At 54.9% G+C, this 26,487-nt stretch carries 29 protein-coding genes; 23 read left to right on the top strand and 6 right to left on the bottom strand.

What is annotated here, in order from left to right; all coding sequences use genetic code 11:
* The first annotated feature begins 19 nt into the window (after positions 1 to 19).
* Positions 20 to 790 carry a helix-turn-helix domain-containing protein gene (locus tag F3I47_RS13325; protein ID WP_223812720.1) on the top strand — a complete coding sequence of 257 codons (771 nt, stop codon included), beginning with the start codon at positions 20 to 22 and terminating at the stop codon, positions 788 to 790.
* 99 nt (positions 791 to 889) lie between these two features.
* Here the strand turns inward: F3I47_RS13325 and F3I47_RS13320 are convergent, their stop codons facing one another.
* The gene (locus tag F3I47_RS13320; protein WP_140029438.1) at positions 890 to 1,216 is read right to left on the bottom strand and encodes a four-helix bundle copper-binding protein; all 327 of its coding nucleotides are present in this window, start codon (positions 1,214 to 1,216) and stop codon (positions 890 to 892) included.
* A gap of 357 nt (positions 1,217 to 1,573) precedes the next feature.
* On the opposite strand from F3I47_RS13320, the gene F3I47_RS13315 reads away from it, so the two are divergent.
* Positions 1,574 to 1,939 carry a hypothetical protein gene (locus tag F3I47_RS13315; protein WP_150029116.1) on the top strand — a complete coding sequence of 122 codons (366 nt, stop codon included), beginning with the start codon at positions 1,574 to 1,576 and terminating at the stop codon, positions 1,937 to 1,939.
* A gap of 49 nt (positions 1,940 to 1,988) precedes the next feature.
* Positions 1,989 to 4,046 carry a pyrroloquinoline quinone-dependent dehydrogenase gene (locus F3I47_RS13310; RefSeq protein WP_370462010.1) on the top strand — a complete coding sequence of 686 codons (2,058 nt, stop codon included), beginning with the start codon at positions 1,989 to 1,991 and terminating at the stop codon, positions 4,044 to 4,046.
* Between the two features lie 173 nt (positions 4,047 to 4,219).
* On the opposite strand, the gene F3I47_RS13305 is transcribed toward F3I47_RS13310, so the two are convergent.
* Positions 4,220 to 5,365: a serine hydrolase gene (locus F3I47_RS13305; RefSeq protein WP_150029114.1), complete on the bottom strand. Its 1,146-nt coding sequence runs from the start codon at positions 5,363 to 5,365 to the stop codon at positions 4,220 to 4,222.
* A gap of 73 nt (positions 5,366 to 5,438) precedes the next feature.
* Between F3I47_RS13305 and F3I47_RS13300 the strand changes: the two genes are divergently transcribed.
* Together F3I47_RS13300 and F3I47_RS13295 are read left to right on the top strand one after the other, a co-directional pair.
* Positions 5,439 to 6,053: a TetR/AcrR family transcriptional regulator gene (locus F3I47_RS13300; protein WP_150029113.1), complete on the top strand. Its 615-nt coding sequence runs from the start codon at positions 5,439 to 5,441 to the stop codon at positions 6,051 to 6,053.
* A gap of 474 nt (positions 6,054 to 6,527) precedes the next feature.
* Positions 6,528 to 6,707, top strand: coding sequence for a general stress protein (locus tag F3I47_RS13295; protein WP_009092874.1), 180 nt, complete (start codon positions 6,528 to 6,530; stop codon positions 6,705 to 6,707).
* 174 nt (positions 6,708 to 6,881) lie between these two features.
* Here F3I47_RS13295 and F3I47_RS13290 read toward each other — a convergent pair whose 3' ends face one another.
* Positions 6,882 to 8,165: a DUF2254 domain-containing protein gene (locus tag F3I47_RS13290; protein ID WP_370461998.1), complete on the bottom strand. Its 1,284-nt coding sequence runs from the start codon at positions 8,163 to 8,165 to the stop codon at positions 6,882 to 6,884.
* 520 nt (positions 8,166 to 8,685) lie between these two features.
* On the opposite strand from F3I47_RS13290, the gene F3I47_RS13285 reads away from it, so the two are divergent.
* The gene (locus F3I47_RS13285; protein ID WP_150029111.1) at positions 8,686 to 10,164 is read left to right on the top strand and encodes a SulP family inorganic anion transporter; all 1,479 of its coding nucleotides are present in this window, start codon (positions 8,686 to 8,688) and stop codon (positions 10,162 to 10,164) included.
* A gap of 74 nt (positions 10,165 to 10,238) precedes the next feature.
* On the opposite strand, the gene F3I47_RS13280 is transcribed toward F3I47_RS13285, so the two are convergent.
* Positions 10,239 to 10,958, bottom strand: a complete 720-nt coding sequence (locus F3I47_RS13280) for an aspartate/glutamate racemase family protein (RefSeq protein ID WP_150029110.1) — start codon at positions 10,956 to 10,958, stop codon at positions 10,239 to 10,241.
* Between the two features lie 246 nt (positions 10,959 to 11,204).
* Here F3I47_RS13280 and F3I47_RS13275 point away from each other — a divergent pair, with 246 nt between their 5' ends.
* The 8 genes from F3I47_RS13275 (at position 11,205) to F3I47_RS13240 (ending at position 18,071) form a co-directional block, all read left to right on the top strand.
* Positions 11,205 to 12,164 carry a LysR family transcriptional regulator gene (locus F3I47_RS13275; RefSeq protein ID WP_046102728.1) on the top strand — a complete coding sequence of 320 codons (960 nt, stop codon included), beginning with the start codon at positions 11,205 to 11,207 and terminating at the stop codon, positions 12,162 to 12,164.
* Positions 12,165 to 12,510: 346 nt separating this feature from the next.
* Positions 12,511 to 13,965 (top strand): NAD(P)-binding domain-containing protein, encoded by a 1,455-nt coding sequence (locus F3I47_RS13270; RefSeq protein WP_150029109.1) that lies wholly within the window; start codon positions 12,511 to 12,513, stop codon positions 13,963 to 13,965.
* On the top strand, positions 13,962 to 14,444 hold the full coding sequence (locus F3I47_RS13265; protein ID WP_150029108.1) for a CMD domain-containing protein: 483 nt from the start codon (positions 13,962 to 13,964) through the stop codon (positions 14,442 to 14,444). The genes F3I47_RS13270 and F3I47_RS13265 overlap by 4 nt, the downstream gene beginning before the upstream one ends.
* Entirely contained in the window at positions 14,441 to 15,007 is a 567-nt protein-coding gene (locus F3I47_RS13260) for a peroxidase-related enzyme (RefSeq protein ID WP_046102724.1), read from the top strand. Before F3I47_RS13265 ends, F3I47_RS13260 begins: the two co-directional genes overlap by 4 nt.
* A 12-nt stretch (positions 15,008 to 15,019) precedes the next feature.
* Positions 15,020 to 15,757: an amino acid ABC transporter ATP-binding protein gene (locus F3I47_RS13255; protein ID WP_009092882.1), complete on the top strand. Its 738-nt coding sequence runs from the start codon at positions 15,020 to 15,022 to the stop codon at positions 15,755 to 15,757.
* A 20-nt stretch (positions 15,758 to 15,777) separates the two neighbouring features.
* Positions 15,778 to 16,593, top strand: coding sequence for a transporter substrate-binding domain-containing protein (locus tag F3I47_RS13250; RefSeq protein WP_046102723.1), 816 nt, complete (start codon positions 15,778 to 15,780; stop codon positions 16,591 to 16,593).
* Between the two features lie 79 nt (positions 16,594 to 16,672).
* The gene (locus F3I47_RS13245) at positions 16,673 to 17,362 is read left to right on the top strand and encodes an amino acid ABC transporter permease (RefSeq protein WP_009092884.1); all 690 of its coding nucleotides are present in this window, start codon (positions 16,673 to 16,675) and stop codon (positions 17,360 to 17,362) included.
* Between the two features lie 16 nt (positions 17,363 to 17,378).
* Complete coding sequence (locus F3I47_RS13240; protein ID WP_140923388.1) at positions 17,379 to 18,071, top strand: amino acid ABC transporter permease; 693 nt, start codon at positions 17,379 to 17,381, stop codon at positions 18,069 to 18,071.
* A 99-nt stretch (positions 18,072 to 18,170) separates the two neighbouring features.
* On the opposite strand, the gene F3I47_RS13235 is transcribed toward F3I47_RS13240, so the two are convergent.
* On the bottom strand, positions 18,171 to 18,374 hold the full coding sequence (locus tag F3I47_RS13235) for a hypothetical protein (protein WP_150029107.1): 204 nt from the start codon (positions 18,372 to 18,374) through the stop codon (positions 18,171 to 18,173).
* Between the two features lie 135 nt (positions 18,375 to 18,509).
* On the opposite strand from F3I47_RS13235, the gene F3I47_RS13230 reads away from it, so the two are divergent.
* The 8 genes from F3I47_RS13230 to F3I47_RS13195 all read left to right on the top strand — a co-directional run bounded on the left by F3I47_RS13230 (position 18,510) and on the right by F3I47_RS13195 (position 24,667).
* Complete coding sequence (locus tag F3I47_RS13230) at positions 18,510 to 19,202, top strand: SOS response-associated peptidase family protein (RefSeq protein ID WP_150029106.1); 693 nt, start codon at positions 18,510 to 18,512, stop codon at positions 19,200 to 19,202.
* A 601-nt stretch (positions 19,203 to 19,803) separates the two neighbouring features.
* The gene (locus F3I47_RS13225; RefSeq protein ID WP_072215481.1) at positions 19,804 to 19,989 is read left to right on the top strand and encodes a general stress protein; all 186 of its coding nucleotides are present in this window, start codon (positions 19,804 to 19,806) and stop codon (positions 19,987 to 19,989) included.
* Between the two features lie 93 nt (positions 19,990 to 20,082).
* Positions 20,083 to 20,652, top strand: a complete 570-nt coding sequence (locus tag F3I47_RS13220) for a DUF4142 domain-containing protein (RefSeq protein ID WP_150029105.1) — start codon at positions 20,083 to 20,085, stop codon at positions 20,650 to 20,652.
* Between the two features lie 315 nt (positions 20,653 to 20,967).
* The gene (locus tag F3I47_RS13215) at positions 20,968 to 22,011 is read left to right on the top strand and encodes a catalase family peroxidase (protein WP_150029104.1); all 1,044 of its coding nucleotides are present in this window, start codon (positions 20,968 to 20,970) and stop codon (positions 22,009 to 22,011) included.
* The gene (locus F3I47_RS13210) at positions 22,011 to 22,592 is read left to right on the top strand and encodes a cytochrome b (RefSeq protein ID WP_150029103.1); all 582 of its coding nucleotides are present in this window, start codon (positions 22,011 to 22,013) and stop codon (positions 22,590 to 22,592) included. The genes F3I47_RS13215 and F3I47_RS13210 overlap by 1 nt, the downstream gene beginning before the upstream one ends.
* Positions 22,593 to 22,646: 54 nt before the next feature.
* A complete protein-coding gene (locus F3I47_RS13205; RefSeq protein ID WP_150029102.1) occupies positions 22,647 to 23,237 on the top strand; it encodes a TetR/AcrR family transcriptional regulator in 591 nt (196 codons plus the stop codon).
* A gap of 150 nt (positions 23,238 to 23,387) precedes the next feature.
* Entirely contained in the window at positions 23,388 to 24,020 is a 633-nt protein-coding gene (locus F3I47_RS13200; protein ID WP_150029101.1) for a hypothetical protein, read from the top strand.
* A 29-nt stretch (positions 24,021 to 24,049) separates the two neighbouring features.
* Complete coding sequence (locus F3I47_RS13195; RefSeq protein WP_223812719.1) at positions 24,050 to 24,667, top strand: DUF308 domain-containing protein; 618 nt, start codon at positions 24,050 to 24,052, stop codon at positions 24,665 to 24,667.
* Positions 24,668 to 24,690: 23 nt separating this feature from the next.
* Here the strand turns inward: F3I47_RS13195 and F3I47_RS13190 are convergent, their stop codons facing one another.
* The gene (locus tag F3I47_RS13190) at positions 24,691 to 25,551 is read right to left on the bottom strand and encodes a LysR family transcriptional regulator (RefSeq protein ID WP_150029100.1); all 861 of its coding nucleotides are present in this window, start codon (positions 25,549 to 25,551) and stop codon (positions 24,691 to 24,693) included.
* Between the two features lie 123 nt (positions 25,552 to 25,674).
* Between F3I47_RS13190 and F3I47_RS13185 the strand changes: the two genes are divergently transcribed.
* Complete coding sequence (locus F3I47_RS13185; protein WP_150029099.1) at positions 25,675 to 26,421, top strand: SDR family NAD(P)-dependent oxidoreductase; 747 nt, start codon at positions 25,675 to 25,677, stop codon at positions 26,419 to 26,421.
* The last annotated feature ends 66 nt before the right edge of the window (positions 26,422 to 26,487 follow it).

Here is a 26,487-nt window from a genome sequence, read left to right as displayed (position 1 = left end):
ATACCTCAGGCGCGCCAATATGACTGAACCATTGATTTCGTTCACCCGGACTTTAGCTCCAGATGGCCCCCCATTGATTGTCACAGTCAGCCAGTCTGATGCAATAAGGGAAACGGCTCGCCACCATCACTTCTGTGGACAATTACTCGGAGCTGAGGATGGGCTGCTTACGGTCGATGCCGGAGATTATCGGTGGGTCGTACCGGCAACGCATGCCGTATGGATACCTCCAGATGTTTCGCATGGACTACGCTCGCACGGCCCTTATTCAGGCTGGAGTATCTATGTGTCTGCCACCCTATGCAGTGAACTAACTGATAAACCTGCTGTTCTCTCAATTACAAATCTGTTGCGTGAGGCAATAACACGGGCTGCCTCATGGGAAAATGCAGAGTTAAATGCGCCTCAAAAACGTTTAGCTGGCGTTATTCTGGATGAAATAGGCTCCCTTCCTGAAGTCGATCTTGGGCTGCCCATGCCGCAGGATGTCCGGCTCGTCAGAATTGCTCAGGCACTATCTGACAACCCGAACGACGATCGTGGACTTAAGGAATGGGCGGTCTGGGCAGGAATATCTTCGCGCACACTGTCTCGTCGGTTTAACGCTGAAACTGGTTTTACCTTTAATGAATGGCGACAGCGCATACGGCTACTCAAGGCTCTTGAGCTTTTGGCTTCAGGCAAGCAAGTGACAACAGTTGCACTGGAACTTGGGTACAACAATGTGAGTGCCTTCATCGCCCTGTTTCGCAGAGTATTTGGTACGACGCCTGCGCGGTTTAAAGTTTAAATATTCAGGCCTGCATTAAGCGTCCGCTTCTGGCACAAGCGGGCTTACCACCGGGAATAAAAAACCCGCCGAAGCGGGTTTAGCAAATTTAATTCATTCTCAGGCTGCCATCTTTCTGCATTGTTCAGCACAGTGATGACAAGCTCTGGAGCACTCCTGACAATGATCATGTTCATGCTTTCCACACTCATCGCCGCACTTCTGACAAACGTCAGCGCAAAGACGGCATAGCGCCTGTGCTGAGTCGCTATTTAGTGTCATGAATTGAGCTGCGAGACGGCAGATATTTGCACATTGCATATCCAGCTTTATGCATTCACGCATCATTTCAAGATTCTCTTCTTCGAGACATGAAGCCGCGCAGTTATCACATGCAGCTGCGCACAGGTAACAGGATTCGATGCATTTTTTATATTCGTCTGACATGATATCTCCTCAGCTAAAGTTACAGATTAAGCATGGATGAGATAACTGATTATGCAATTCTGGTATTAGTTAATAACCTTTCCGGGGTTTCACACACTCCATAACATCGCCTCTTCTATTCAAAAATACTTTTTGCCCGCAGCACATCCCGGCTTGCGTAATTCCGTTTTCCTTCCAGGCCTGAGGTGCGCAGCTTCCCTGAGGAAGCTCACGCATTAACCGGTGACCTGAATACATTGGTTGTTCAGTCAGCTACAGATGGCAGGTTTTTTTATCATTTTCCGGTGAAAAACAGCCGCATAAACCTGCCAGTGCGCCATATTTAATGATTAATCAAATACCATGGGACTTCCTGTTATGTTGCAACCTCAATCTTCACATCTGGGCGGCTTACTGCTGCTGATCGCGGCAGCGATCGGTTTCGCGGTGGCTTTGTATGCGTGGCTGACGCCACTGACCGGTGTGACCGGTACAATCGGCGCGTTAGGTGTGGCTATTGCCAGCGTCATTCTGGCGATACTGACATTTATTCTGCGTAGTGCATCCGGTCGCGGTGCACGTGCGACAGTAATTGTTCTGACCCTGGTCGTGTTATTCGGTACTGCTTTCGCCGCCGCCTTGCTGCATCAGTACATCATTACGGCAGCGATGGTTGCAGGCCTTATTGGTCTGATTACGCTCTGCAGAAACCCCGCCCGTCCTGACCATCGCGTTAAAGCCTGAGGAAACCTTCGTGAAGAACAATAAAACGACTCCGGTAATGAAAGTCGGCATGACGGCGCTGGCGCTGCTGCTTACCCCACTGGCACTCCATGCGCAGGATAAAGCTGCGGAGGCCTCTATGGGCGCGCGGGAGAAGGTCAGTCCGGATGCGGCTGATCACCAATCTCCCGGTACCACTAACACCACAGACGATGCATCAACCGGCAAGCGTGATGGAGATAAGGTCGCAACGGCAGACAATCCGCCGACTTCTCTGGTGCCATCGGGTGCGACCTGGGACAGCTTTCATGGTCAGCTTAACGCGCAGAAATACAGCCCGCTGAAGCAGATCAATACCGACAACGTCAGCCAGTTAAAGAAGATCTGGGAATTTCATACCGGTGATGTCTCGGACGGCAAGGGTGACACGCCCGCGACCGTCTGGTCAGCCACCCCTATTTTTGCCAATCAGACCCTGTATATCGGTACGCCTTTCGATCGCCTGATTGCCCTCGATCCCGGTACGGGCAAAGAGAAATGGCACTACGACACCAAGTCCCCGCGTAAAGCCCTGACCCAGCCCGTTCTGAAAAACCGGGGCGTCTCTTACTGGCAGGCAAAAACCCCCGTCGCCGGACAGGCGTGTCAGAAAATCGTCTACATGGGTACGGTTGATGGCAAGCTCTTTGCGCTGGATGCCGATTCCGGAAAGCCATGCAGCGACTTTGCTGATAATGGTGTTCTCGATCTGAATCAGTGGAACACGATTAACGCCAAATACCCGCTTTCAGTTCTGCAGCCACCAACGGTCGTGGGTAACCACCTGCTGATTGGTTGGGCGGGCAAGGACTGGGCCTATGCTGAAGCGCCTCCGGGCACAGTTTTCGCTGTGAATGCGCAGACCGGCAAACGCGAGTGGACGTTTGACGCTATTCCGGAAGCGGTCCGCAAACGGACCGGTACGGCTAACGTCTGGACACATATGTCAGCTGATGAGGCGCATGGACTGGTGTATCTGCCGGTCTCATCGCCGTCTCCCAACTACTGGGGAGGTAACCGCACTGCACCTATCCCACTGGCTACCTCAACCACTGCACTGGATGTGAACACAGGTAAAGTCGTCTGGTCCCGTCAGTGGGTGCACCACGATGTGTGGGACTACGACATCAACTCGGCGCCGACACTGATGGATATCACGGTCAATGGCAAACCGATCCCGGCACTGATTCAGGCAACCAAGCAGGGCTTTTTGTTTGTAGTGAATCGGCTGACCGGTGAGGATGTCTGGCCGATTGAAGAGCGACCTGTGCCGCAGGGTGATGGCTCGGTTCAGGGTGAAGTTCTTTCACCCACGCAGCCATTCCCGACGAAACCTGCACCGCTGCTTGACCAGTCGAAAAAGCCAGCGATCTGGAAACTGGCGGATATGGTGGGGGCTGGTCAGTGTTCAAGGCTGTGGGATAAGCTGACCTACGAAGGCATGTACACGCCGCCTGTCACCAAAGGCGAAGGCACACTGACGTATCCGGACAGTGCGGGTGGCGTGCAGTGGGGCGGCGTCGCGTTCGATCCTCAAAAACAGATCGCGATCGTTAACACCTCCCATATCGTGCAGTACGTTAAGCTCTACAGCCGCGAAGATTATGAAAAAGCGGATAATGGCGCGGGCAATGAGAGTGGTTTTGCACCACAGGAAGGCGCGCCTTACGGCATGCGTCTCATGGTTGCCAATAACTGGCTGGGCATGCCGTGCTGGCAGCCACCCTTTGGTGAAATCGTGGCGATTGATATGCACACCGGTGACGTCAAATGGCGTCGTCCTGTTGGCGCATCTCAGCAGTATGGCTTCTTTATGCCAGAAAGCTGGGGCTCACCGACCATCGGCGGCCCGGCAGTCACTGCGGGCGGCGTGATATTTATTGGTGCGTCAATGGATGCTAAGGTTCGTGCCTATTCCGTGGAGAGTGGCGAGGAGCTGTGGTCCGATCAGGCAGAAGCCCCTGCGGTAGCCAATCCCTCGGTCTATGAGTATAAAGGCCGCCAGTACGTGGCGTTTGTCGCCGGCGGTAATACCATCCTCAAGGATCAGGTGGGCGACCAGGTGGTGGTTTACGCTTTACCTGAATAGCGGTTGCTTAAGATTCCGTGAAGAATGTATGGGGCCCATGGGGCCCCATTTTTTAAGCGAGCCAGTCCGCAGCAAATTAAGCCGGACTCTGATAATCCAGCGATAAATGTGGACGGCACACCAGAAAGGGTGACCGTCGGAAGCATAGGCTGTATCACCAGCAGGACGGTGTTTCAGCTGAGAGATCCATACACCGCATCCCTGATATCGTTGACCAGCTGGCCGCACATGCCTTCAAAAGCGGTGTTGGTAAGGATAACGACCCGTAAATCATTTTCAGTATCAACAAACCAGCTGTGACCATAAACCCCGCCCCATTGCAATGTCCCTTTAGCCTGAGGTGATGCAGCCATTTCAGGGTCAGATAACACCGCCCAGCCATAACCAAAACCCCAGCCTGGACCCAGCGCCTGAGCTTCGGGACTCGCATGATCTTTCATCATGATTTCAAGCGTTTCAGGTCTGATAAGTGCCGAACCGCTTGGCTTGATATGCATAAGGAACCGGAGGATGTCTTCAGCTGTACCTGCCATTCCACATCCGCCTGAAGGATAGGAGCCGGGATGAAGAATGCGATCGGGATGGAATTTCACCTTTCCGCCCCAGAGTGGCAGAGCGGTCTCGTGCGTCATTCTGAGCGGACGGGGTTCGGCATTGGCATAAGGCACCGCAAGACGGGAAGGGTCTGAAACGGCGAAGTCACTATCCCGCAGTGCCAGCGGTTCCGTGATTTCCTGCCGGATAATCTGCGCCAGTGACAGACCGGTTGCCGCCTCCAGCACGGCGCCAAGAACATCTGTTGCCAGTGAGTATTTCCACGCCGACCCGGGATTGAATAACAGGGGGGCTTTTGCAAGACGCTGAAGGTTTTCCCGGAGTTCGAGGCCAGGTTGATCAAGCCCGTCTGAGACGTTGAAAAGGTGGTACTCGCTCTCTTCGGGCTCAAGAAAACCGTAACTCAGCCCTGACATGTGCGCCAGAAGATGATGAATCAGGATGACTGGTTCACTGCCGTCCCGAAGTTTTGGCCGAAAATCGTGCAGCCATTGCGTCACCGGCTGTTCCAGGCCAATCAGCCCGCGCTCGACAAGACGCATTGCCGCAACAGATACCAGTGGTTTGGTGATTGAGGAGAGACGAAAAATCGCATCCTGCTGCATATTAATCGCGTTTTCCCGGTCCTGCAGCCCCGCTGCGCGGCGATAAATGACCTCATCGCCTTTAGCAACCATGACTACCGTGCCAACGATTCTGTGATCTTCCAGCGCGCTCTCTATGGCCTGATTGACTGCTGTGGTTAAGGAATGTGCATCTGACATAGGTTTACCTTTGTATTTTTAGAGTGACCACTCCATAATAATCAAGGTAAAATTTATTTCAAGAGTGATCATTGTGAAAAATACACGTTCGCGCGGCCGTCCGCTCTCTTTTGACCGGGAGCTTGTCCTTTCTAAAGCTGCTGAATGCTTCTGGGCAAATGGTTATGAGGGCACCTCAATCGCTGACCTCACTCAGGCTATGGGCATTACTCCCCAAAGTCTTTACACCGCCTTCCACTCAAAGGCCGAGCTCTTCAGTCAGGCACTTGACTGGTATGCAGCAACCTTTGGCGGTTTAGAACCGGACAATTTAGATGCGCCAGGGATAGTCGATACCTTGACCCATTGGCTGCACAGACAGGCAGAGGCCTTTGCCTCCCCGTTACATCCCAAAGGATGCATGATCTCAGTGGCGGCGATAGGGTTCGCCGAAGAAAACAGGGCCATTGCCCGTATGGCATCAGCAAAACGGGAAGCGACGATTGAGCGACTGAGGCAAAGGCTGTCGCGGGCAGTAAGTGAAGGAGAGCTGAAAGCGGAGACTGACTCCGCCTCCCTCGCGCGTTTTATTGGCGCTATCGTTCAGGGAATGACGATCCAGGCCAGAGATGGGGCAACTGAACAGCAGCTTACCGCTCTGGCAGCGCTGGCATGCACAGCATTAACGGATTGTCTTCTGAACCAGTGAGTCAGAAAGCGCAAACTATGGCTGATTAAGTGCAAACAGATGCCCGCCTTCAGGAATACCTGAGGTGGTACAGAAGAGGCCAACCGTTATGCCGTTGGCCGCTTTGCGTCAGTCAGTCAGTCAGCTGCACGCTCAGCTAATACTTTGTCCGCTTCACTGCGCATCACGCGTCTGAGCGAGGTGCGCAGGGCGCTAATTTATAGATAAGTAAAAATTTATTAACGAGTTGTGCGGCTGAAACTAAATAGATTTTTCTATAAGCCCGTGTTTTATTTTCATAAAGAGCAGCGCTGTCGCCTGGCTTATTTTGATTTTTTTCGTTTCGCTTGTTTTATTTTCCCCGCAGAGTTTAAACGGGTCCGCTTGCAAACATTCCTGCCCCCTCTAGAATAAACAGTGCAACACGAATACGGCTGGCGATATTTATCATGCCGGTTACCATCTATTTTTAGAAAAGTTATCCAGGAGGATAATATGGCCGAACATCGTGGTGGTTCAGGTAATTTTGCAGAAAACCCTGAGAAAGCATCTGAAGCGGGTAAAAAAGGCGGGCAAAACAGTGGCGGTAACTTCGCCAATGACCGTGAAAAAGCTTCAGAAGCGGGCAAAAAAGGTGGCCAGAATAGCCACGGGGGCGGACGTAAGTCTGAATAATCAGAGATGTTAATGCTGATTTAGCCTCAGGCCCCGGCATTCCTGCCGGGGCTTTCATTTTTAATACATTGAGAGGTGAGGATTAATTTACGAAACCCATTGTCAATAAATAAGCGCTGCCGCAGTGTTACTGGCAACTTTAATTAAATCCTTTCTCTGCCAGCCGATATTATTTTATATCAGGCTCTCTTCTTCACTTATTCCCATCCCGTTTAAATAGTGCCAGCCATAAGCACGTTTAACTGCCTCTTTATCTGCCTCACAATGCATCGCGTGACTGGCACGCGTCAGCGCAAGCAGGGCATGGCGCTGCGCCTCTGCGGCATAACGTTGAGGTGAAATCACCGCCAGCGAGTGCAGCGCTTTCTGCAGGCGCAGCTGAACTTCGACCAGTGCGGCACCATCGCGCGCAATCCCGGTGAAAATATCGTCAAACATGTCGCAGATTTGTGCGGGCTGCATAAAGAGCCGCGGGTAGAGCGTGGTGGCAGAGTCTGCAGAGGCGGGCAGGGTAAACAACCTGACCGCCCGGCCGATAATATCGATCGCAGTGCCCGGATCGTTAACCGCCGGAGATAGTGCGCGTGAGGCGATTTCGGACAGGACACACAGCCCAAAGCGGGGGTCCTGTTCAAAGGAACGCTGCTCACCCAGGGTGAAGGCATGACACAATCTTTGCATCTCATCCTCCTCCAGTGGCCGATCGCACCAGAGTAGCGGGGCGCCATGATGAATAAAAGTGCCCGGCTGAGCGGCAAGATAAAGATGACAGTCGTTCTCCTGAGCGAAGTCGGAAAGATGTTGCAGGTCAACATGTTGCAGATAGCCGGTCTGCGGATGAAAGATGCTCTGCGGGGCGCTGTTCTCCGGCAGAACACCGTTCCAGGCAGAGCAGCCCATACAGGGTTGCCGGAGGCGATCGTGGAGGGCTGCCGTGGTGGCTTCTTCGACGCGATGTGAAGTGTCAGACATGCAGCCAAACTGGGCCAGATGCTGTATCCAGCGCAGCAGCGTCACGACAATCGTGGCAATGACCACCAGGGTGACAAAAAAGAGAATCACCCGCCCCTGGGTGCCATAGGCGCCCATGCCAAGGGCGATGATGCCCACCAGGCTGTAAAGAAAGGAGCCAATAAAGGTCGCCAGCACATTCTGCGTTGTGCCATCCTCAAGCAACAGCACCGTAGCGCGTGGCGTCACGCTGCTGCTGGCAGAGTTATAAGCCGTAACCACGATATTGAGCGAGAAGGTCGTAACGGCCAGCATACTTGAGGCGAGTATCGTCAGGATCTTATCAACCGCGTCACTGCCCACAATCCCTGATACCGAAACCGGTATAAAGGGTTTAATGGCGATAGCGACAAGGGCAGTGATAATTGCCAATAGCGCAAATAATGAACTGCGAAACCAGAGCTGTCGGGTCAGCCGCAGAAGAAGCCACCGCGTTTTAGACATCATGTCACCTTTTTAATCAGTTTATCGTCGCGGCTTCGCATCAGGCCTTCGTCCGCTGTCCTTATAAAGCCACACTGTCACCTCTCTTTTCTGACCATCGGCCTGGGCAGAAACCTTCATTTACAGAGCTGGCTGGTTGCAAGGTAAGAATAGCCACGGATTGGCGCATTGACACCCGCGCGCCCTGCGCGGAAAGGCGCTGACCTGTTGCAGCGGGGTTGATCGGTCATGGCATTCGTTTATAGTAACGGGTCTGTCTGTTCAGCTTTTCGCTCTGATCAGATATCACGGCCCGCGTTCAGAACAGCATTGCGCGGGATGACTTCCGTCCTGAAGGCACTTTGTAGCCGTAAAGGAGAACCTAAAATCATGCGTCTTACGCCACCCTGAGTCTTACCCCTCCTCTGTCGCACTGAGCCCGCTCAGCTGCGCGCCCTGCACATCCCGTCTGCGGATGGATCTTTTCGTATCTGAAAATTATTGCCCCTGCGGGCTGACTTTATTCAAAATCTGAGAAATTATTATGCTGCTGTCCTCGACGCGTAAGGACTGGCTGGGTAACGTCCGTGGTGACGTCCTTGCCGGTATTGTTGTCGCGCTCGCGCTTATTCCGGAAGCGATCGCTTTTTCCATCATTGCTGGTGTCGACCCCCAGGTCGGCCTCTATTCCGCCTTCTGTATTCCCATCGTCATGGCCTTCTTTGGTGGCCGCCCGGCGATGATCTCTTCCTCAACCGGTGCGATGGCACTGCTGATGGTCACGCTGGTTAAAGACCACGGACTGCAATATCTGCTTGCGGCCTCTGTGCTGACCGGCGTGTTCCAGCTTATAGCCGGATACCTCAAGCTCGGCAGCCTGATGCGCTACGTTTCACGCTCGGTGGTGACCGGCTTCGTGAACGCCCTGGCGATACTGATATTTATGGCGCAGTTACCGGAGCTGACGCATGTCACCTGGCACGTCTATGCGCTCACCGCTGCCGGGCTCGGCATTATTTATCTCTTCCCGTACCTGAATAAAACGATTCCTTCCCCCCTGGTCTGCATCATCGTGCTGACCGCTATCTCTGTCTGGCTGCACCTGGACGTTCGCACGGTGGGCGATATGGGTAAACTGCCTGACAGCCTGCCGGTGTTCCTCATTCCGGATATCCCGCTTAACCTTGAGACCCTGCTGATCATTCTGCCGTACTCGGCGGGGCTGGCCGTGGTAGGGCTGCTGGAATCCATGATGACCGCCACAATTGTGGATGATATGACCGACACAGCGAGTGACAAGAACCGCGAGTGCAAAGCACAGGGTATTGCCAATATCTGCACTTCGTTTATTGGCGGGATGGCGGGCTGTGCCATGATTGGCCAGTCGGTAATCAATGTTAAATCGGGTGGGCGGGGACGGCTTTCCACGCTTATGGCGGGCGTGGTGCTGCTGTTGATGGTGGTATTCCTGCGCGACTGGGTGTCGCAGATACCCATGGCGGCGCTGGTTGCGGTGATGATTATGGTTTCCATCGGCACCTTTTCATGGCAATCCCTTGCGAATCTGCGCACCCACCCGCTTTCAAGCAGCGTCGTGATGCTGGCGACCGTGGCCGTGGTGGTCGCCACCCATAATCTGGCCTTTGGCGTGCTGACCGGGGTACTGATTGCATCACTGAACTTTGCCACTAAGGTGGCCCACTTTATGGCCGTTTCCTCTGCCGTAGAGGGCAATACCCGCACCTATACCGTGAGCGGACAACTCTTCTTTGCCTCAGCTGACCGGTTTACCCGCCATTTCGATTTTCGCGAGAAGCTGGATAGTGTGGTGATCGACGTGACGCACGCCCATTTCTGGGATATCACCGCAGTCAATGCGCTGGACCGCATTGTGATTAAGTTTCGCCGTGAGGGCACCGATGTCGACATCAGGGGAATGAACGACGCGACCCGGACGCTGGTTGACCGGTTCGGCGTGCATGACAAACCTGAAAAGGTAAAAAAGCTGATGAGCGGCCACTAATTCATTGATGATTTATGGTGATACAGGATCGGCTTTCAGCCGCGTCATCAGTTGAAAGCAGAATGCCGTGGCGATCACCACGGCATTGGATTGTAACCACTTAGCAGCCTGAAGGTCTGGATAGTTGCCCTGGACAGCGTTGCTGCAGTATCGGCAATGGTAAAGCGGTAAGAGTGATCCTTTATCAGGGGGCTGAGATCGGTACAGGCAATCAGAAGCGCCTCTGCCTCAAGCCTTTCCACTTCAGCGACTAACGCCTTCCATCCTGCCTGCACCTCAGCGTCGTGGAAGCCTTTTGCTTTCACTTGCCCGATTAAAGCTGTGGTCATTTCACGAAGCCGCTTTGAATCAATCATCTCGCGGCCAGACGCTTTTATACGTGCCTGATAGAAACCGGCTTCGAGGGTAGGTTCTGTCGCCAGTACTGCGATTCTGCTGGCTTCTGCGGGTAGCGACGCCAGGACACTCTCTGCAATATGAAGAAGGGGAATATCACCACAGGCCTTTTTCATTTCGGCGAAATAGCAGTGTGCAAGATTACAGGGAACCGCTATCAGGCTGACTCTGGCCTTAACGAGGTCGGCAATGCCCTCCTGCAGGGCGGTAACCATAGCGTGAGCGTCAATGTCCCTGCCGGGCCAGAACGGGGTCGGCAAAGAGATGATATGCATTTTAGGAAAATCCAGATCATATTTTGCACCATAGCCCAGCTGGCACTCTGTCACCAGCATATCAATGAACGGGGCCGTAGAACGGGGTCCCATACCTGCAAGTACACCTATAGAAACCGTCACGCCAGCGTCTCCTTTCCTTAATTCTCTTTCCGGATACCCGGACCTTACTGAGTGGTCAGCATCATTGAAGGGTGACATTTCCGTTGTCTCTTTACCAGAGTTCACAGGCAGCAGGGTGATGGCGGATAACGGACTGCGCTGCCCCGCAGATTGCTCGTGGTGGCTAATTCGGCACACTCTCTCTATGATGACTTTTTTCCGACTCTCTGTCGGGAACGATCAACGACTCAGGGAAGTATCTTCGCGATGACCATGTTAAATGACCTCGATCTGCGTCAGCTGGAGGCCTTCTCGGCGGTAATTTCTGCGGGCAGCGTCACGGCGGCAGCCAAAGCACTGAACCGCTCGCAGCCCGCTGTTTCCCGTCTGATTCAGGAGCTGGAGCAGTCGCTGGGCTACCCCCTGTTTATCCGCAACGGCCCACGCATTCATCCCTCTGAAGAGGCGTTACAGCTGCATCAGTATGTGCAAAAAGCACTGCTCTCTTTGCAGCAGATCCGCTTACGCGCCCAGGAGATTGCGCATCAGCAGCATCGCCCGCTCAGTATTGCCGCGACCCCTGCGCTGGCGGCGGGATTACTGCCGCAGGCGCTGGCCGCACTGAACCTGCAGAACAAAGTCCAGATCATCAGTGAATCTGCCGTTCAGACGGCGCACGCGGTGATCACCGCAGAGGCTGACATCGGTTTATGCAGTCTGCCGCTGGAACATCACGCGGTTGAACTGCACTGGATTGGACAGTCTCAGTGCGTCGTGGCGCTGCCGGAAGAGGATGAGCTGGCGGCGAACCGGGAGCTTTCGCTGAGCCAGCTGGCAGGCCGCCGGCTGATCGCTCCCTTCAGCCCGCAGCGCTTACGCGGACGCTATGAAAAAGCGCTGAAAAAGGTCAGAGCCCCGCTGCTGGAAACCATTGAAACCAACTCTTCGGCCAATATCCTGGGCTGCGTGCGGGCTGGATTAGGTGTGGCGATCCTCGAACCGGTAACGGGCTGGGGCATGCCGCTGGCCGGTGTGGCAATCCGCCCGATTCAGGAAGATATTCCTTACTTCTTTGGCGTCATCACCCCTCAGGGCCGCCAGATTTCCAGTGCGGCTCAGGCGCTGGTGGAGGCCCTGGCCGATGCTGCCGCACACCTGTTGCCGGGGTTTGAACGTCTGACAGCCAGTGAACATCCCCGCATCATGCGTATTATCAACCAGAATTAACACCGCCTCTCCCGGTCACCCGGCAGGGTGACCTCTCCTCCTGCCACAATCAACAGATACCCGTCAGGGTTAACCGGGCGCAGGCTTCTGAATAATCCCTGTGATTTCAATGCTTATAACTTATGCGGCATAAGATATAAGAAATCCATTGGTCAATGGGTGAGCGTGCTTCTTGACTCCGATTTGGGGCAAGAGGAATATGCGAAAACTGAGTTCTTACTATGCGTCATGATGATTCTTATCCGCTTACTATGCGTTTTTAAGATAATAAAAAGCAGGGTCATCGGCGCGTTTAAATCGTTTTCGCCCGCTATCCGGCGATCGCTGACACCAGGGAAATCTCTATATGACGTATGCCGCCAAAGGCCTTGCCGCGCTTGAAGCTCAGCTGCAGCAGGATCTGGAATGTCTGGAATTGCCCGCCAAATCCTGGGTGCCGGAGCGCACCTGGCAGGGGGCGCCGGTTCGCGATGTCGTGGTCATCGGTGCCGGGATGTGCGGTCTGGCTGCGCTCGCTAAATTACAGCTCACCGGCATCAGCAATGTGGTGGCGTATGACGCCGCACCGGCAGGGCGGGAAGGCCCCTGGGTGACCTTTGCACGCATGGAAACCCTGCGCTCGCCGAAAACGCTACAGGGCCCGGCACTCGGTCTTGCACCGCTGACCTTCCGCGCATGGTTTACGGCGCAGTGGGGCAAGGAAGCCTGGCAGGCGCTGGATAAAATCCCTAAAGCGCAGTGGATGGATTATCTGATCTGGTATCGCAGGGTGCTGAATCTGCCGGTGCAGAACAACGTGCGGGTCTGCACTATCGCACAGGCCGGAGATGTCATTGCGCTGGATCTGGACGGCGCCGAAACCGGCCGTGTTTACACACGCCGTCTGGTGCTGGCTACCGGACGTTCAGGACTGGGCGGGTTTGCCGTTCCGGATTTCCTGCAGGGTATTGATCGCCGGTTCTGGGCACACTCCGCCGATGATATCGATTTTGCGGCGTTACAGGGCAAACGCGTGGCGGTGATTGGAGCAGGCGCGTCGTCGATGGATAACGCAGCCACCGCACTGGAGCAGGGTGCCGCAGCGGTCGATCTGCTGATCCGGCGCAAAGCGATGCCGCGTATCAACAAGATGACCGGCATCGGCAGCCAGGGGGTGATACACGGCATGCACTCTCTGCCGGATGCGTGGAAATGGAAGTTTGTCGACTACACCGCCGCGACACAAACGCCGCCGCCTCGCGCGTCAACCCTGCGCGTCTCCCGCCATGACAATGCGCGTTTCTTTCTCGACTGTGCCATTAACGCCGTCAGGCAGGAAGCAGAGGGCCTGGTGATTGAAACCACCCAGGGCGCACTGCGCTACGACTTCCTGATCGCCGCCACCGGCTTCACCAACGATTTCAACGGCCGGCCGGAGTTTGCTGCCATCGCGCCGCATATCCGCAGCTGGGCCGACGGCCGTTATCAGCCAGAGATGGGGCCAGCACGTCAGAACCTGCTGGACGCGCCGGATCTGGGGCCTTCCTTTGAGTTTCGCGAAGTGACGCCGGGGGCCTGCCCGATGCTGGCACACATCCACTGCTTTAACGATGCCGCGATGCTGACGCACGGCAAAGTCTCCGGCGATATTCCGGCCGTGAGTGCGGGGGCCGATCGTCTGGTGCGCGGCATAACGGCCTCGCTGTTTGCCGAGGATGTCGAACAGCACTTCGCCAGTTTACAGGCTTATGACACCCCTGAATTGCAGGGGGATGAATGGGTGGATTCAACCCCGCAACTAAAACAGGAGAACGCGTTGTGATCGACGTTATTGATCAGGCAGCCGGATTAACACCCGATGAGGCGTTGTATCAGACGCGCCGCCTGCGCCCCGAATTTGTTGAGGGTGCAGAAGCGTGCCGTCTGTCCGTGCTGGCGCCCGAAGATGAACAGGGTTTACCGGCGGATCTGCGTCTGGCGCTGGCCCAGCGCATGGCACACCAGAACGATGATGCCGCGCTGCAACAGGATTACGAGGCTCAGCTGGCGGCGTTAAGTCCGTCTGACGTGCTGCTGACCCTGGCCGCGCGCGGTGGGGTGAGTGAAGAGCCACTGGCAACGATTGTGCGCCATGCCGATCTGGTGACGCAGCAACCCATTCAGGCGACCGAACAGCATATCCGGCTGCTTGAGCAGGCCGGGTTAAGCAACCCGCAAATCGTCGCGCTCTCGGAACTGATCGCCTTTGTTAACTTCCAGACGCGCGTCGCGGCTGGCTTACGCCTGATGAGGTCCGCATGATTCCGTCAGTTAACCTCAAACCACTGCACTGGCATCCCTATATCACGCCGGTCGAGGTTGAACAGGCGACACCGGCGCAGCTTGATGCGATGAAGGTGACGCCCTCCAACAAGAAAATCTCAGAGTACGTGCGCACGCTGGTGCACGATCCCGAAAGTTACACCGCCCGCACCGGCCTGTTCAACGCCATTATGTATGTTGAAGGGGGACTGGACCGCGCGGATCGTGAACTGGGCGCGCTCGGTGCATCCATCGTCAACGGTTGTCGCTACTGTGCGGTGGTGCATGCGCGCCGTCATGCCCAGCTGGCCGGGAATGACGCGGTGGTCAGTGCGGTCTACTTCGACAGGGCGGATGTATTAGGTGAACGCGACGCGGCGATCTATCACTTTGCCCGTCGTTTATCGGTCACGCCCTCTGAGGCGACGCCGGACGATGTGGCCGCTCTGCGCGCTGTCGGCATGAACGATCAGGAGATCATCGATCTCATCCACGCCATCGCCATCTTTGGCTGGGCCAACCGTCTGATGCATGTGCTCGGCCATGCTGACCTGAACAAATAAGGGCTGCACCGGATGTTAGAACTCAACAATATTACGCTCGCTTACGGCAGCAACCCGATTCTCAAAGGCGTCGACCTGTCGGTCAAACGTGGCGATGTGGTGTCGATCATCGGGCCAAGCGGCACCGGGAAAACCACGCTGCTGCGCTGCATCAACTATCTGGCGAAGCCCTCTGCGGGGACGATTCAGCTCGATCAGATCCGCATGGATTATCAGTCACCCGACAAAGCGGCGATTCAGGCGATCCGTCTGCGTACCGCCATGGTGTTTCAGCAGTTTAACGTCTTCAAGAACATGACGGTGCTGGAGAACGTGATGGACCCGCTGATCGTCATCCAGCGTAAAACCCGACAGCAGGCGCGCGACATCGCCGTGCAGGAGCTGGAGCGCGTAGGCCTGGGGGCGAAGCACCATCACTATCCGTCACAGCTGTCTGGCGGGCAGTTACAGCGTACCGGTATCGCACGGGCGCTGGCAGTCCGTCCCGACGTGATGCTGTTTGATGAACCGACCTCATCGCTCGATCCCGAGCTGGTGGGGGAAGTGCTTAAAGTGATCAAAGATGTGGCGTCATCCGGCATTACCTCGCTGCTGGTGACGCACGAAATGCAGTTTGCGAAGAGCATTTCGAACCGCATCGTGTTTATGGATCAGGGTGTGGTGGCTGCGCAGGGGACGCCAGCAGAGATGTTTGATAACCCCACGCTGCCGCGCCTTGCCCAGTTCCTCAACTCAGAAAAAGTATTCTAATAAACACAGGAGTCAGAGACATGCCTGCAATCAAAACCACATTACGTCGCCTGGCCGCGCCTGGCATCATCGCACTGGCCCTGATCAGCGGTAACAGCTTTGCGGATGCCGTTCGCACCATTAAGATCGCCACCGCAGCAGAGTCCAAACCCCTGTCATGGGGCGCAATCGGCCATGAGCCACAGGGCTACGAGCCGGACGTACTGAGAGCGATCAACGCGAAGCTGCCACAGTATAAATTTGTGATGGAAGGCGCGGCGGATATCGCTCAGGAAACCGGTCTGGTGACCGGCAAATATGACATGGCGACGGGCGGATATTATAAAGCGCCTGCCCGCAGTAAACAGTTCCTCATCCCCGATGCACCGATCGGTGCCAGCCTGATGAAGATTTACAGTCGCAGCGACAGCAACATCAACAGCATGAAAGATCTGGTCGGTAAGAATATCGTGCCGGTGACCGCAGGCGGTGGTGTCTATAAGTTTGTCACCCAGTGGCAGCAGGAAAATCCGAACGACAAAATCACCATCAAAGCGTCCAGCGCGGGTGTGCCTTACCCGGATCGCCTGAAAGAGGTGCAGAACGGGAAATATGACGCGCTGATCCTGCCGTCAAATCTGGGTGAGCAGACGGTCATCGACAACCAGAAGCTGGCGATCAAAGCCAGTGAGCCGGTGGTGATTAACAACACCTATGTGCTGATCCACCGCTCCGCTGAGAATCAGGCGCTGAGTGATGACATCGCTCAATCGTTGAAGGCGCTGAAAGCGGATGGCACGCTGGATAAGCTGGCGCAGAAGTGGTTTGGCGAAGACGTGACGAAGTACATGAAGTAACAGATTCACTGCGCCCGATGTCAGATCGGGCGCAGGCTGTCCTTTTTAGCAGGAGTGTTTCACCGTGAATCTATCCTCCATGATCCCAGAACTGCTGTCGGCGCTGCCTCTGACGCTCGGCATCATGTTTGTGGCGATGATTATCGGGTTCTTTCTGGCGCTTATCGCCACGTTTTTCCGCGTGCGCCGTCTTCCCGTGATCAGCCAGCTGGCCGATCTCTATGTCTCCTACGCGCGCAGCGTGCCCGTGGTGCTGCAGCTGTTTGTCGCCTTCTACGGCATGCCACTGATTACCGATAACTTCGGTTTTCGCGACTTTTTCACCGCCAACGTGGCGGCGATGATCGGCCTGAGCCTCTATCACGGAGGTTACCTGTCGGAAGTGATGCGCCCGGCCTATCTTGCGGTTGAGCGTGGTCAGCACGATGCCACCGACAGCCTGGGCTACAGCTTCCGCCAGAAAATGCTGCGTGTCATCGGCCCACAGGCGGTGCACTTTGCGCTGCCGGGCTACGGAAATGCCATTATCTATCTGATTCATAATGTGGCGCTGGTGATGTACATCGGTGCAGCTGATGTGATGGCGACCGCGCACCTGATTATGGAACGCGATTACAACCAGTATCAGTTCGGCACCTATCTGGTGCTGGCCGTGCTCTATTCACTGCTGTGCGGTGTGGCGTGGCTGGTTATCCGCTTCTTCGAACAACGTCATGCGAAGTACAGCGCTAAGTCTGCACCGCGCGTGAAGTTCACCACCAGCGTCTGAGCAGGGGAGAAAAACTATGTTTGATGCTGAGGTGTTACTGCCGGACTTCTGGAGCATTCTGGATGCGGTGCCGGTAACGCTGCTGATGGCAGTGACGATATTCATCTGTTCGACGCTGCTGGGCGGACTGTTTGCCTTTATTGAGCATCAGCGCATCCCGGTGCTGCGGCAGCTGGTCATCGCCTACAAAATTGCCTTCAAAGGTGTGCCGATGGTGGTGGTGATTTTCCTCGCCTACTACGGTCTGCCCCCGGCGCTCCACTTTGTCGCCACGCTGTCCGGAATAGCGGTCAATGCTCACTCGCTGCCGAACTGGGTCATCATCATTGTGGCGCTGAGTGCCTGCGTAGCGGCGTTCCAGGCTGAAGTGTGGAAAGGCGCGCTGAATTCGTTCGACAGCGGTCAGTCGGATGCCGCCTTATCGCTCGGCTACAGCGGCGGACAGCTGTTCCGTCGGGTGATGTTCCCACAGATCATCGTGGCGGCAATCCCCGACCTGGCGAATGCGTTTATGGTGATCATGAAAGCCCTGTCGCTGGCGTTTGCCATCGAAGTGGTGGATATTTTTGCTCAGGCCCAGTTAACGGCAGCCCTGAACTTCTACTATCTCGAAGCCTTCCTGATTGCGGCAGCGTTCTACATGGTGATTGCCTATGTGGTCACGAAAATTGCCGACAGGATTGAGGCCGCACTGCGCGTGCGCACCTGATAATTATTGCGTTGTCATGAAAGGGCCGCCCGGTGTGGCATAAGCCGGGCGGCCAGGATCGGTTAAAAGCGGTTTTGCCGATTTTGATCAAATGGGGCACTACGCAGGCCGGACCCTGGCCTTAGTGGGATGTCCGTCGCGGCCATCGTCATGCGTGTGATCAGGATCGGGCTCAATCAGCACGATAAAATCCTCTCCTTTTCCGTCGCGCGATAACGTAATTAAATCGCCTGCGCGGGGCTTCGCGTCAAAGTCATGCTCTTCTTCCACGCCTGTATCTTCAAAAACCACCGTAATTTTCATTTTCGCGTCCTCTGTCTGATGAGCTGCGTCGTGACCTCAGTATTCGCTGACGCTGACCAGAATAAGAGTAGCGCATCCTGAAAATAGCCTGAGCGGCCTGCCCGTAACACACTATCCTTTGCAGAGGAGGTGACTATGTGTGGACGGTTTGCGCAGTACAGCAGCAGAGATGAATACTTTGACGCACTGGGGCTGACGCCCGATGAGGTCATTTACGATCCGGAACCGATAGGGCGCTACAACGTTGCGCCTGGAACAAACGTCCTGCTGCTCAATGAGCGGGAGGAGGAGATCCACTTTGACCCGGTCAACTGGGGTTATGGTCCGGAGTGGTGGCACAAGCAGCCACTCATCAATGCGCGGGGTGAGACGGCTGCCACAGGGCGTATGTTTAAACCTCTCTGGGAGCATGGACGCGCCATTGTTCCGGCAGATGGCTGGTTTGAATGGAAGCGGGACGGCAAAGCAAAACAGCCCTATTTTATCTGCCACAAAAAGCAGGAGCCGCTGTTCTTTGCTGCGATTGGCAGGGCGCCTTACGGCAGGGATCACGGGCGCGAGGGGTTTGTCATCGTAACGGCCGCGAGCAATCACGGCATGGTCGATATCCACGATCGTCGCCCGCTGGTTTTGCGTGCCGATGCAGTACGCGAATGGCTGAGTGCAGAAACCACGCCAGAACGTGCACAGGAGATCGCACGTGACGCAGCCTTACCTGAGACAGCCTTTACCTGGCATCCTGTTACCCGCAAAGTCGGCAACATTCATAATCAGGGTAAATTCCTGATTGAGGCGATTGAACCTGACTCAGTTGGAAACGCAGATTGAATTGATTTCCGGATTGCGTCCCGCGCCGCTGGCACAAATTCAGTAAAATTTATTTTCATCGATTCGGGATTGCTCTTGATCCTCTGATAGATTGCCACATTTTAAGGGAAGCGGTACTTTACTGGCGCAGTTCATTTATCTGCCATCCATGACAACTGCTGGACCGGAAACAGGAAACATTTACTGAAAATTCCAGCTTCACGATTTTGCCTCATTCCTGCTTTTTATTTTTTTGCCGCTTACGCTTTATTTCTGAAAAGAAGCTTGTAATTTTCTTCTTTTAGCGCCAGTCCTGCTGATTTTACGCGTGGCATCAGGCTCGTAAGATTATTTAACATGCTGAACAGGCAGCAGGTTATCTCTGTCCGGGTTACGGCTAAGAATCGTCTTAAAAACGCATCAGGAAAGCGATGCAATGATTTTCGCTTTGGTACAGATTTCAGAGTGAACCTGTTGCTTATAAAGACGATATATTTTTTTCTGAGCGAAGCGGGAATATTTAACGCGATGATTTTCTCAGTGGAAATAATGCTAAAAGTTTGTGTTTAAACACCATTCAAACCACGCTTGTTAAGTCCTTAACATTTAAAGTGAGATGAATATGAACAAGCACAGAGGCGGATCGGGTAATTTCGCAGAAAATCCCCAGCGGGCTTCAGAAGCGGGACGGATTGGCGGAAAAGCCAGTAGTGGGAATTTTAAAAATAACCCTGAACGGGCCGTTGAAGCGGGACGTAAAGGGGGTTCAGTGAGCCGTCGCGGTAAAACGCAGGAAACCCGTGCCTGACTCCGCTATTGCTGCACGGTATTCAGATCTATTTTGTCCGGAACTTTGTGCCGTGCAGAGTTCATTTTCTCCCGCCCTGTTCAGGAGTACACAATGCAATATACAAAAACGGTGAAAGGGCTGCTGGCTGTCTCAGCAGTGGTGACCCTGTTCTCTACTGCCAGCGTGCAGGCTCAGACGCAGACGAACACACCGCAAAGCGGTAATCCCGCCTCCTCCGCATCGAACGGAAAACTCAGCGCCGGCGACCAGAAAGCGGTTAAAGAGATGGCGCAGGCCAATATCAATGAAATTGCCGCCGCAAAAATCGCGCTCAGTAAGTCGCAAAGCGCTGACGTTAAGGCCTTCGCTCAGAAGATGGTTGCCGATCACGGCGCTGCCCTGACCAAAGTGCAGACGGTCGCTCAGCAAAAAGGGGTCGCGCTACCCACTGAGCCGGATGCCACGCATAAGGCGATGGCCCTGGAACTGGAAAAGCAGAGCGGCGGGGCATTTGACAAAATGTATATGGAAAATGCCGGCCTGAAAGACCATAAAATGGTGCTGTCAACGCTGGAAAGTGATGCTAAGACGATAAAAGATCCGGATGTAAAAGCGCTGGCCGACGCGCATACCCCGGTTGTCGAGCAGCACCTGAAATCTGCCCAACAGATGTCGCAGTAACCGGCTCAGGGTTTACTGAGTAAACAGCGTGCCGGGTGGGCAGGGCGTCCGGAAGGGTGGACGCCATTTGTCGCGATGTACCGGCCGGAAAAGACGCTGTCTGTAACTCCTGATACGCCCCTCATCCAGCTTCCTCTCTGAAGCACAGATGATTAAAAGAAAGACGCAAAGTCGTTTGACACCTTAGCCTACCTACTAGTAGATTCATTGCAGGCCCGGCGCGATTAACGGGGTCATCGTTCTGTCAGAGGCAAAACGTGAAGGATGACGCGCGAATGAGCGTTGACGTTAATTTCTGCAATGTTGAGTGTGTTAATGAATAAATCTTCTCTTTCTGACCGTCAGAAATTAGCGCGTCTGGCGATAATCGCTGTCATACCGTTACTGCTGCTTGCGCTCTTACTGTGGGCGGGTGGCTGGCTGGACAGGTCGCGGCTGACATCGGATAAGCTGGTCACGGCTTTAGAAAAGTCGGGCGGCAGGCATCCAGGCTTTCGCCGCAATCATGCTAAAGGCGTCTGTATTCTGGGCGACTTTTCGTCAAACGGTAACGCCAGTGCCCTGTCGCGCGCCGCGCTGTTCGCGCCAGGGGTGACGCCTGTGGTGGGTCGTCTGGCAATTGCAGGCGGCAATCCCCATGCGCCTGACTATACGGTGCCGGTGCGCAGCATGGCGCTGGCCTTTTATCAGAAAAATGGTGAACAGTGGCGAACCGGCATGAATGCGATGCCGTTCTTTCCGGTCCAGAGCGTGGAGGGTTTTTACGATCTGCAGGTCGCGACGCTGCCGGATGCCCGAACGGGTAAACCCGATCCCGCTAAAGTTCAGGCTTTTGTGCAGCAGCACCCGGAGATCAAACGCTTTTTTGGCTGGGCAAAGCAGGCAGTGCCTTCTTCCAGCTGGATTAGCGATCGCTTTAACAGCCTGAACGCCTTTAATTTTATCGATGCCGCAGGCCATTCCCATCTGGTGCGCTGGAGTATGGTGCCGCACGCTGACTATCAGCCGATAGCGGTAAAAGAGAAGGGGGACGCTGACTTCTTACGAAACGATTTGCAGCAGCGACTGGCACAGGGGCCGCAGCAGTGGGACCTGATCATCACCGAAGCGGATGCAGGGGATAAAGGCAATGATGCGTCGGTGGCGTGGCCAGAAGACCGCAGGAAGATCACTGCCGGTACCCTCACCATCCATACGATGACGGCTCAGCAGGATGGCGCGTGTAACGACATCAATTACGATCCGCTGATTTTACCGGATGGCATTGCAGCCTCGGATGACCCGCTTCTGAATGCGCGTTCATCTGCGTATGCCAAATCTTATAATGCTCGCACCCACGAACAGGCCGGGGCTCACTGATGAAACAGAAAAACACTTTTCACCCGGCACTGCGCATCATCCACTGGCTGATGGCCGCGGCCATCATGGCAATGCTGTTTATGGGTGTCGCCATGGTCTCCACGGTGTCGTCATGGCACAGCCTGCTGGTGGCCATACATAAACCGCTGGGCCTGATGATTCTGTTGCTGGTGATTGTGCGGCTCTGGCTGCGCTTCACTACCGCTAAACCTGCGCTGCCGGCCACGCTACCGGGCTGGCAGAAGGGGTTAGCGCATCTGTCCCACTGGGCGCTGTATGCCATGATGCTGGCTCAGCCTCTCATCGGCTGGGCGATGCAGTCGGCCGCTGGTTATCCCATTACCCTGGGTAACCGGGTGCTGCCGGCCATTTTTCCTGTCAGCAACGACGCCTATGCTGTGCTGCGGCCGCTTCACAGCTGGGTTGCTTTGGCCCTTTTCCTGACGGTGATGTTGCATCTTGCCGCTGCCCTGTTCCATGGGTTGATACTGCGTGATGGGGTGTTCAGCAGTATGGCTGGCCTGAGTAAGCGTAAAGGAGGCGCGCCAGGCTCGCTTGACAACCCGCATGGCGGTCAGTAGGTTCAGGGCCGTTTACCGATTTGCTGTTAATTGATCTCAACTGCCGGAGCATGCATGAGTACCGAACGTTCACAGAAAGCCGAAGAAATAATGCACCATACCCGAATGCTGCTCACCTCCGGCGGATATAACAGCTTCAGCTATGCCGATCTGGCTGAGCGGGTAAAAATCCGCAAATCCAGTATTCATCACCATTTCCCCGCCAAAGCGGATCTGGTGCAGGCGGTGGTGAGTGATTATCGTCAGCAGGCACAGACAGGCATGGCGGCAATCAGTCAGCACTTCGCCGGAGATGCCCTGGGGGAGATTAACAGCTATGTGAACTTCTGGGCCACCTGCATAAAAGAGAACAACTCGCCTTTCTGTATCTGTGTGATGCTGGCTGTGGAGTTACCGGTTTTACCTGAAGAGGTCGCTCAGGAAGTGACCGGACATTTTAGCGATCTCACGGAATGGCTGACCGCCGTGCTCGACAGGGGAAATAAGAGCCACGTGTTTAACCTGCAGGAAAGTGCAGCAGCAGAAGCGAAATCGGTTATGGCGACGGTACATGGTGCGATTATTGCTGCACGCGCTTTTAATAATCCCGACATATTTCTGCAAATTGTCGAACCGGTAATAAAACGATTACTGAAAAGTCACTAATCGAGTCCGGGTAAATAGCCGCCTTTGCGGCACCTGTTACTATTTTCCCGCTTTCATTTAAATTCAGCGCGCTGCTGCTGAATTTTATTGCGGGCTATCCAGAAGAACGGTTAATTATTCCCGGTAATTACATTATCCGGAATCACTGCCATGCATCCGCTGGCGGAACAGATCGCTTTTGTCTCAGCAAACACGAGGAAGTTATTTATGACGACAGTTCGTGCTCTGCCATCATTACCTGTTCTCTCTTCATTCTGTTTTAGAATGAGTAACCAGCCTGACGCCATTGCAGCCGGTTTTCAGACGCAGTTGCAGAATCAGGTCCGGCTTTCACTGGCTCATAAGGTCCCGCTGCCCGCCGGGCAAAAAATAGCGGTCGCTGCCACTCCTCAGCGGACGCACATTGATGCACTACTTGCGCAACTGCTGGCGGACAGAAAGCGAGTCTCAGAGGCCGTCTGTCATGCGGATGAGCATCGTGAATCTGCTTCATTGCCGTGCCAGCTGATGAATAAAAATGAACTCGCGTTGAGATGTGACGCTGACGTTTATTCACTGATCCCGGACGTGCCGTTTGTCTGCCCGCCACCTTATCCGCCAGGGAGTGTGAGCCCGCTAACGCCGATTGTTATCTGGACTGCGCCTGAGATCGTCCGGTTCCCTGCTTTGAGTCCCAGAGGAGGGCTATTGCGAATACGCAGTGTTCGTCTGATAAACAAAGCCGGTTATCGCCGGAGGGGAATCAGCGAAAACGACCTGAATTATATTGCCCCGTCTCACTGAAACGCCGGGCACTGAGTCAGTCAGCGCCTGTGAAAGTATTTACCTTCAGATCAAACCGGAGAGTTATTATGCAGACCCCTCAACCATCTATTACGCACGCCCAGAACCAATGGCTTCAGTCTTATTACTATATCCGTGCGATCGCATCTGTTATATGGATTTTACTCGCGGTTTTGATTGGTAAAGATCATCCCGGCATCGGAGCCGTTCTCTTTATTCTCTATCCGGCCTGGGATGCCCTGGCAAATTATTTAGATGCCAGTAAGTCAGGCGGATTAGCGGTAAATCCACCGCAGAAATTTAACCTGATTGTGAGCCTGATTGTCGCGGCGGCGATTATCTGGTCACTCTCCGTCAGCATAAATGCGACCATCAAAGTCTTTGGTATCTGGGCAATTTTTTCGGGCCTGCTTCAGCTTTCGGCGTCCCTCCGCCGCTGGAACTCTTCCAATGGGCAGTGGGCGATGATTTTAAGTGGTGCGCAATCTGCGCTGGCGGGCATTTTTATGTTCAGGCAGGCGAGCAGTGATATGCATCTGGATGTCACCACGGTTGCCCCCTACGCGGCGTTTGGCGTCTTCTATTTCCTGATTTCCGCCATCACGCTGACTCTTAAAAATGGTCGCAGGCGTAAAGTGACGGTGTAAACACCTGACGCCGTCATGCCCTGTCAGTCGGGTTCGGGGGCCAGCATCGTTTCTGCAAGATCAAGCAGGGCACGCAGCCGGTCCATATGACGGAGGTCCTGATGATAGCCTGCCCAGATATCCCTTGAAGGCGGCATATCTGGCGTGGCAATGCGCTGCAGGCCTGGCGTGGCGTCGCCCAGTGGCTGAGGCAGCACGGCGACGCCCATCCCGCGCAGGCACATCTGCGCCTGAACAGCCCGGCTGGTGCTTTTCAATGCCGGGGCCGACTGCGGAAACCGTTCCAGAAGCCAGGAAACGTCAGGAAAGTGTGACTGTGCGCTGTTCATCAGGATCAGCCCTACCGAAGAGGGGGCGCTTAACAGCGCCTCCGCCTTCTCTGGCGTCCCGTAGAGGGCATAAGGCACGCTCATCAGACGTCGCTGAACGATGTCGGGATCGGTAAAAGGCACAATTCGAAATGCGACGTCGGCATCGCGGCGCGACAGATCGAGCAGGCGAAAGCTGGCGATCACCTCCGGCACGATCGCCGGATGACGGCGCGTCAGTTCGCTCAGAACCGGTGCCAGCACGTAGTTAGTAAACCACTCTGCCGCTGAGATACGTAAAATCCCTTCAAGGCGTTCATGATTTCCGGCCAGGCGTCGCTCCATCGCCAGCGCCGAATTTTCCATCGCTTCGGCCAGCTTCATCACGCCGTCACCGGCATCGGTCAGCACCAGGCCATCCTGTGTCCGGCGAAACAGTGCCTGCTGCGCCTCATCCTCCAGAGCCTTTATGCGGCGTCCTACCGTCGGATGACTCACGCCCAGACTCAGGGCCGCTTTCCCGTAAGAGCCGTTACGCATGACGGCAAGAAATACCTGAACATCACTCCACTCCACAGCCGCGCCCTCCGTACAAAAATGAACATTGAATATACAAAAGTGTCAGTTCTCAAACAACTTTGAAGGTATCAACATAGCTTCCATTGGGTCGCCGCAGGCGTCTTTATCAGGAAGCTAACTATGAAGAGATTAAAAGACAAAGTCGCTCTTGTTACCGGTGGTTCAAAAGGTATCGGAGCCGCAGTAGCCCGTCAGCTGGCCGCCGAGGGGGCAAAAGTGGTTGTCAGTTACCTCTCAGACAGAGAGGGGGCTGAGCAGGTGGTCGCCGCTATCGACGCGGCCGCGGGTGAGGCGCTGGCTGTAGCAGCCGATGTCACCAGCCAGGCCGGGGTTGAAGCTCTGGTCAGCACCACGCTCACGCATTTCGGACAGCTGGATATCGTGGTGAATAACGCCGGTGTTTATCAGTTCGCCGCCATTGAGGAGAGCACCGAAGCGCTCTATCGCCGCCAGTTCGACATCAATGTTCTGGGGCCATTGTTAGTCACCGCGGCGGCCGTCCCTTACATGGGCAGGGGAGGCAGCATCATCAACATCAGTTCGTTTGTCACCCGCGTCTTCATCGCCGAAAGCGCCATCTACAGCGGGGCTAAAGGCGCGATAGATGCCATCACGGGCGTACTTTCGAAAGAGCTTGGTCCGCGCGGCATCCGGGTAAATGCGGTCAATCCCGGTCTGATCGAAACAGAAGGAAGTCACAGCGCTGGCGCGATGAATTCGGCGTTCCAGACGTGGAATGAAGCGCAGACGCCGCTCGGCCGTATCGGTCAGGTAGAGGATGTTGCACCGATCGTCTCTTTTCTCGCTTCAGAGGAAGCGGGCTGGATAAACGGTGAAGTGATACTGGCCTCCGGCGGTATGCGCTGATTGTCGCGCCGCTGGGCTGACAGGGGCGACACGCCCCTTCCGATCCCTTGCCTCATGTCCCTGATG

This window comes from Pantoea sp. M_10 (genome assembly GCF_008631515.1).
In the GTDB taxonomy this organism is placed as follows: Bacteria; Pseudomonadota; Gammaproteobacteria; order Enterobacterales; family Enterobacteriaceae; genus Pantoea; species Pantoea anthophila.
This window is presented reverse-complemented; position numbering and strand designations above follow the sequence as displayed.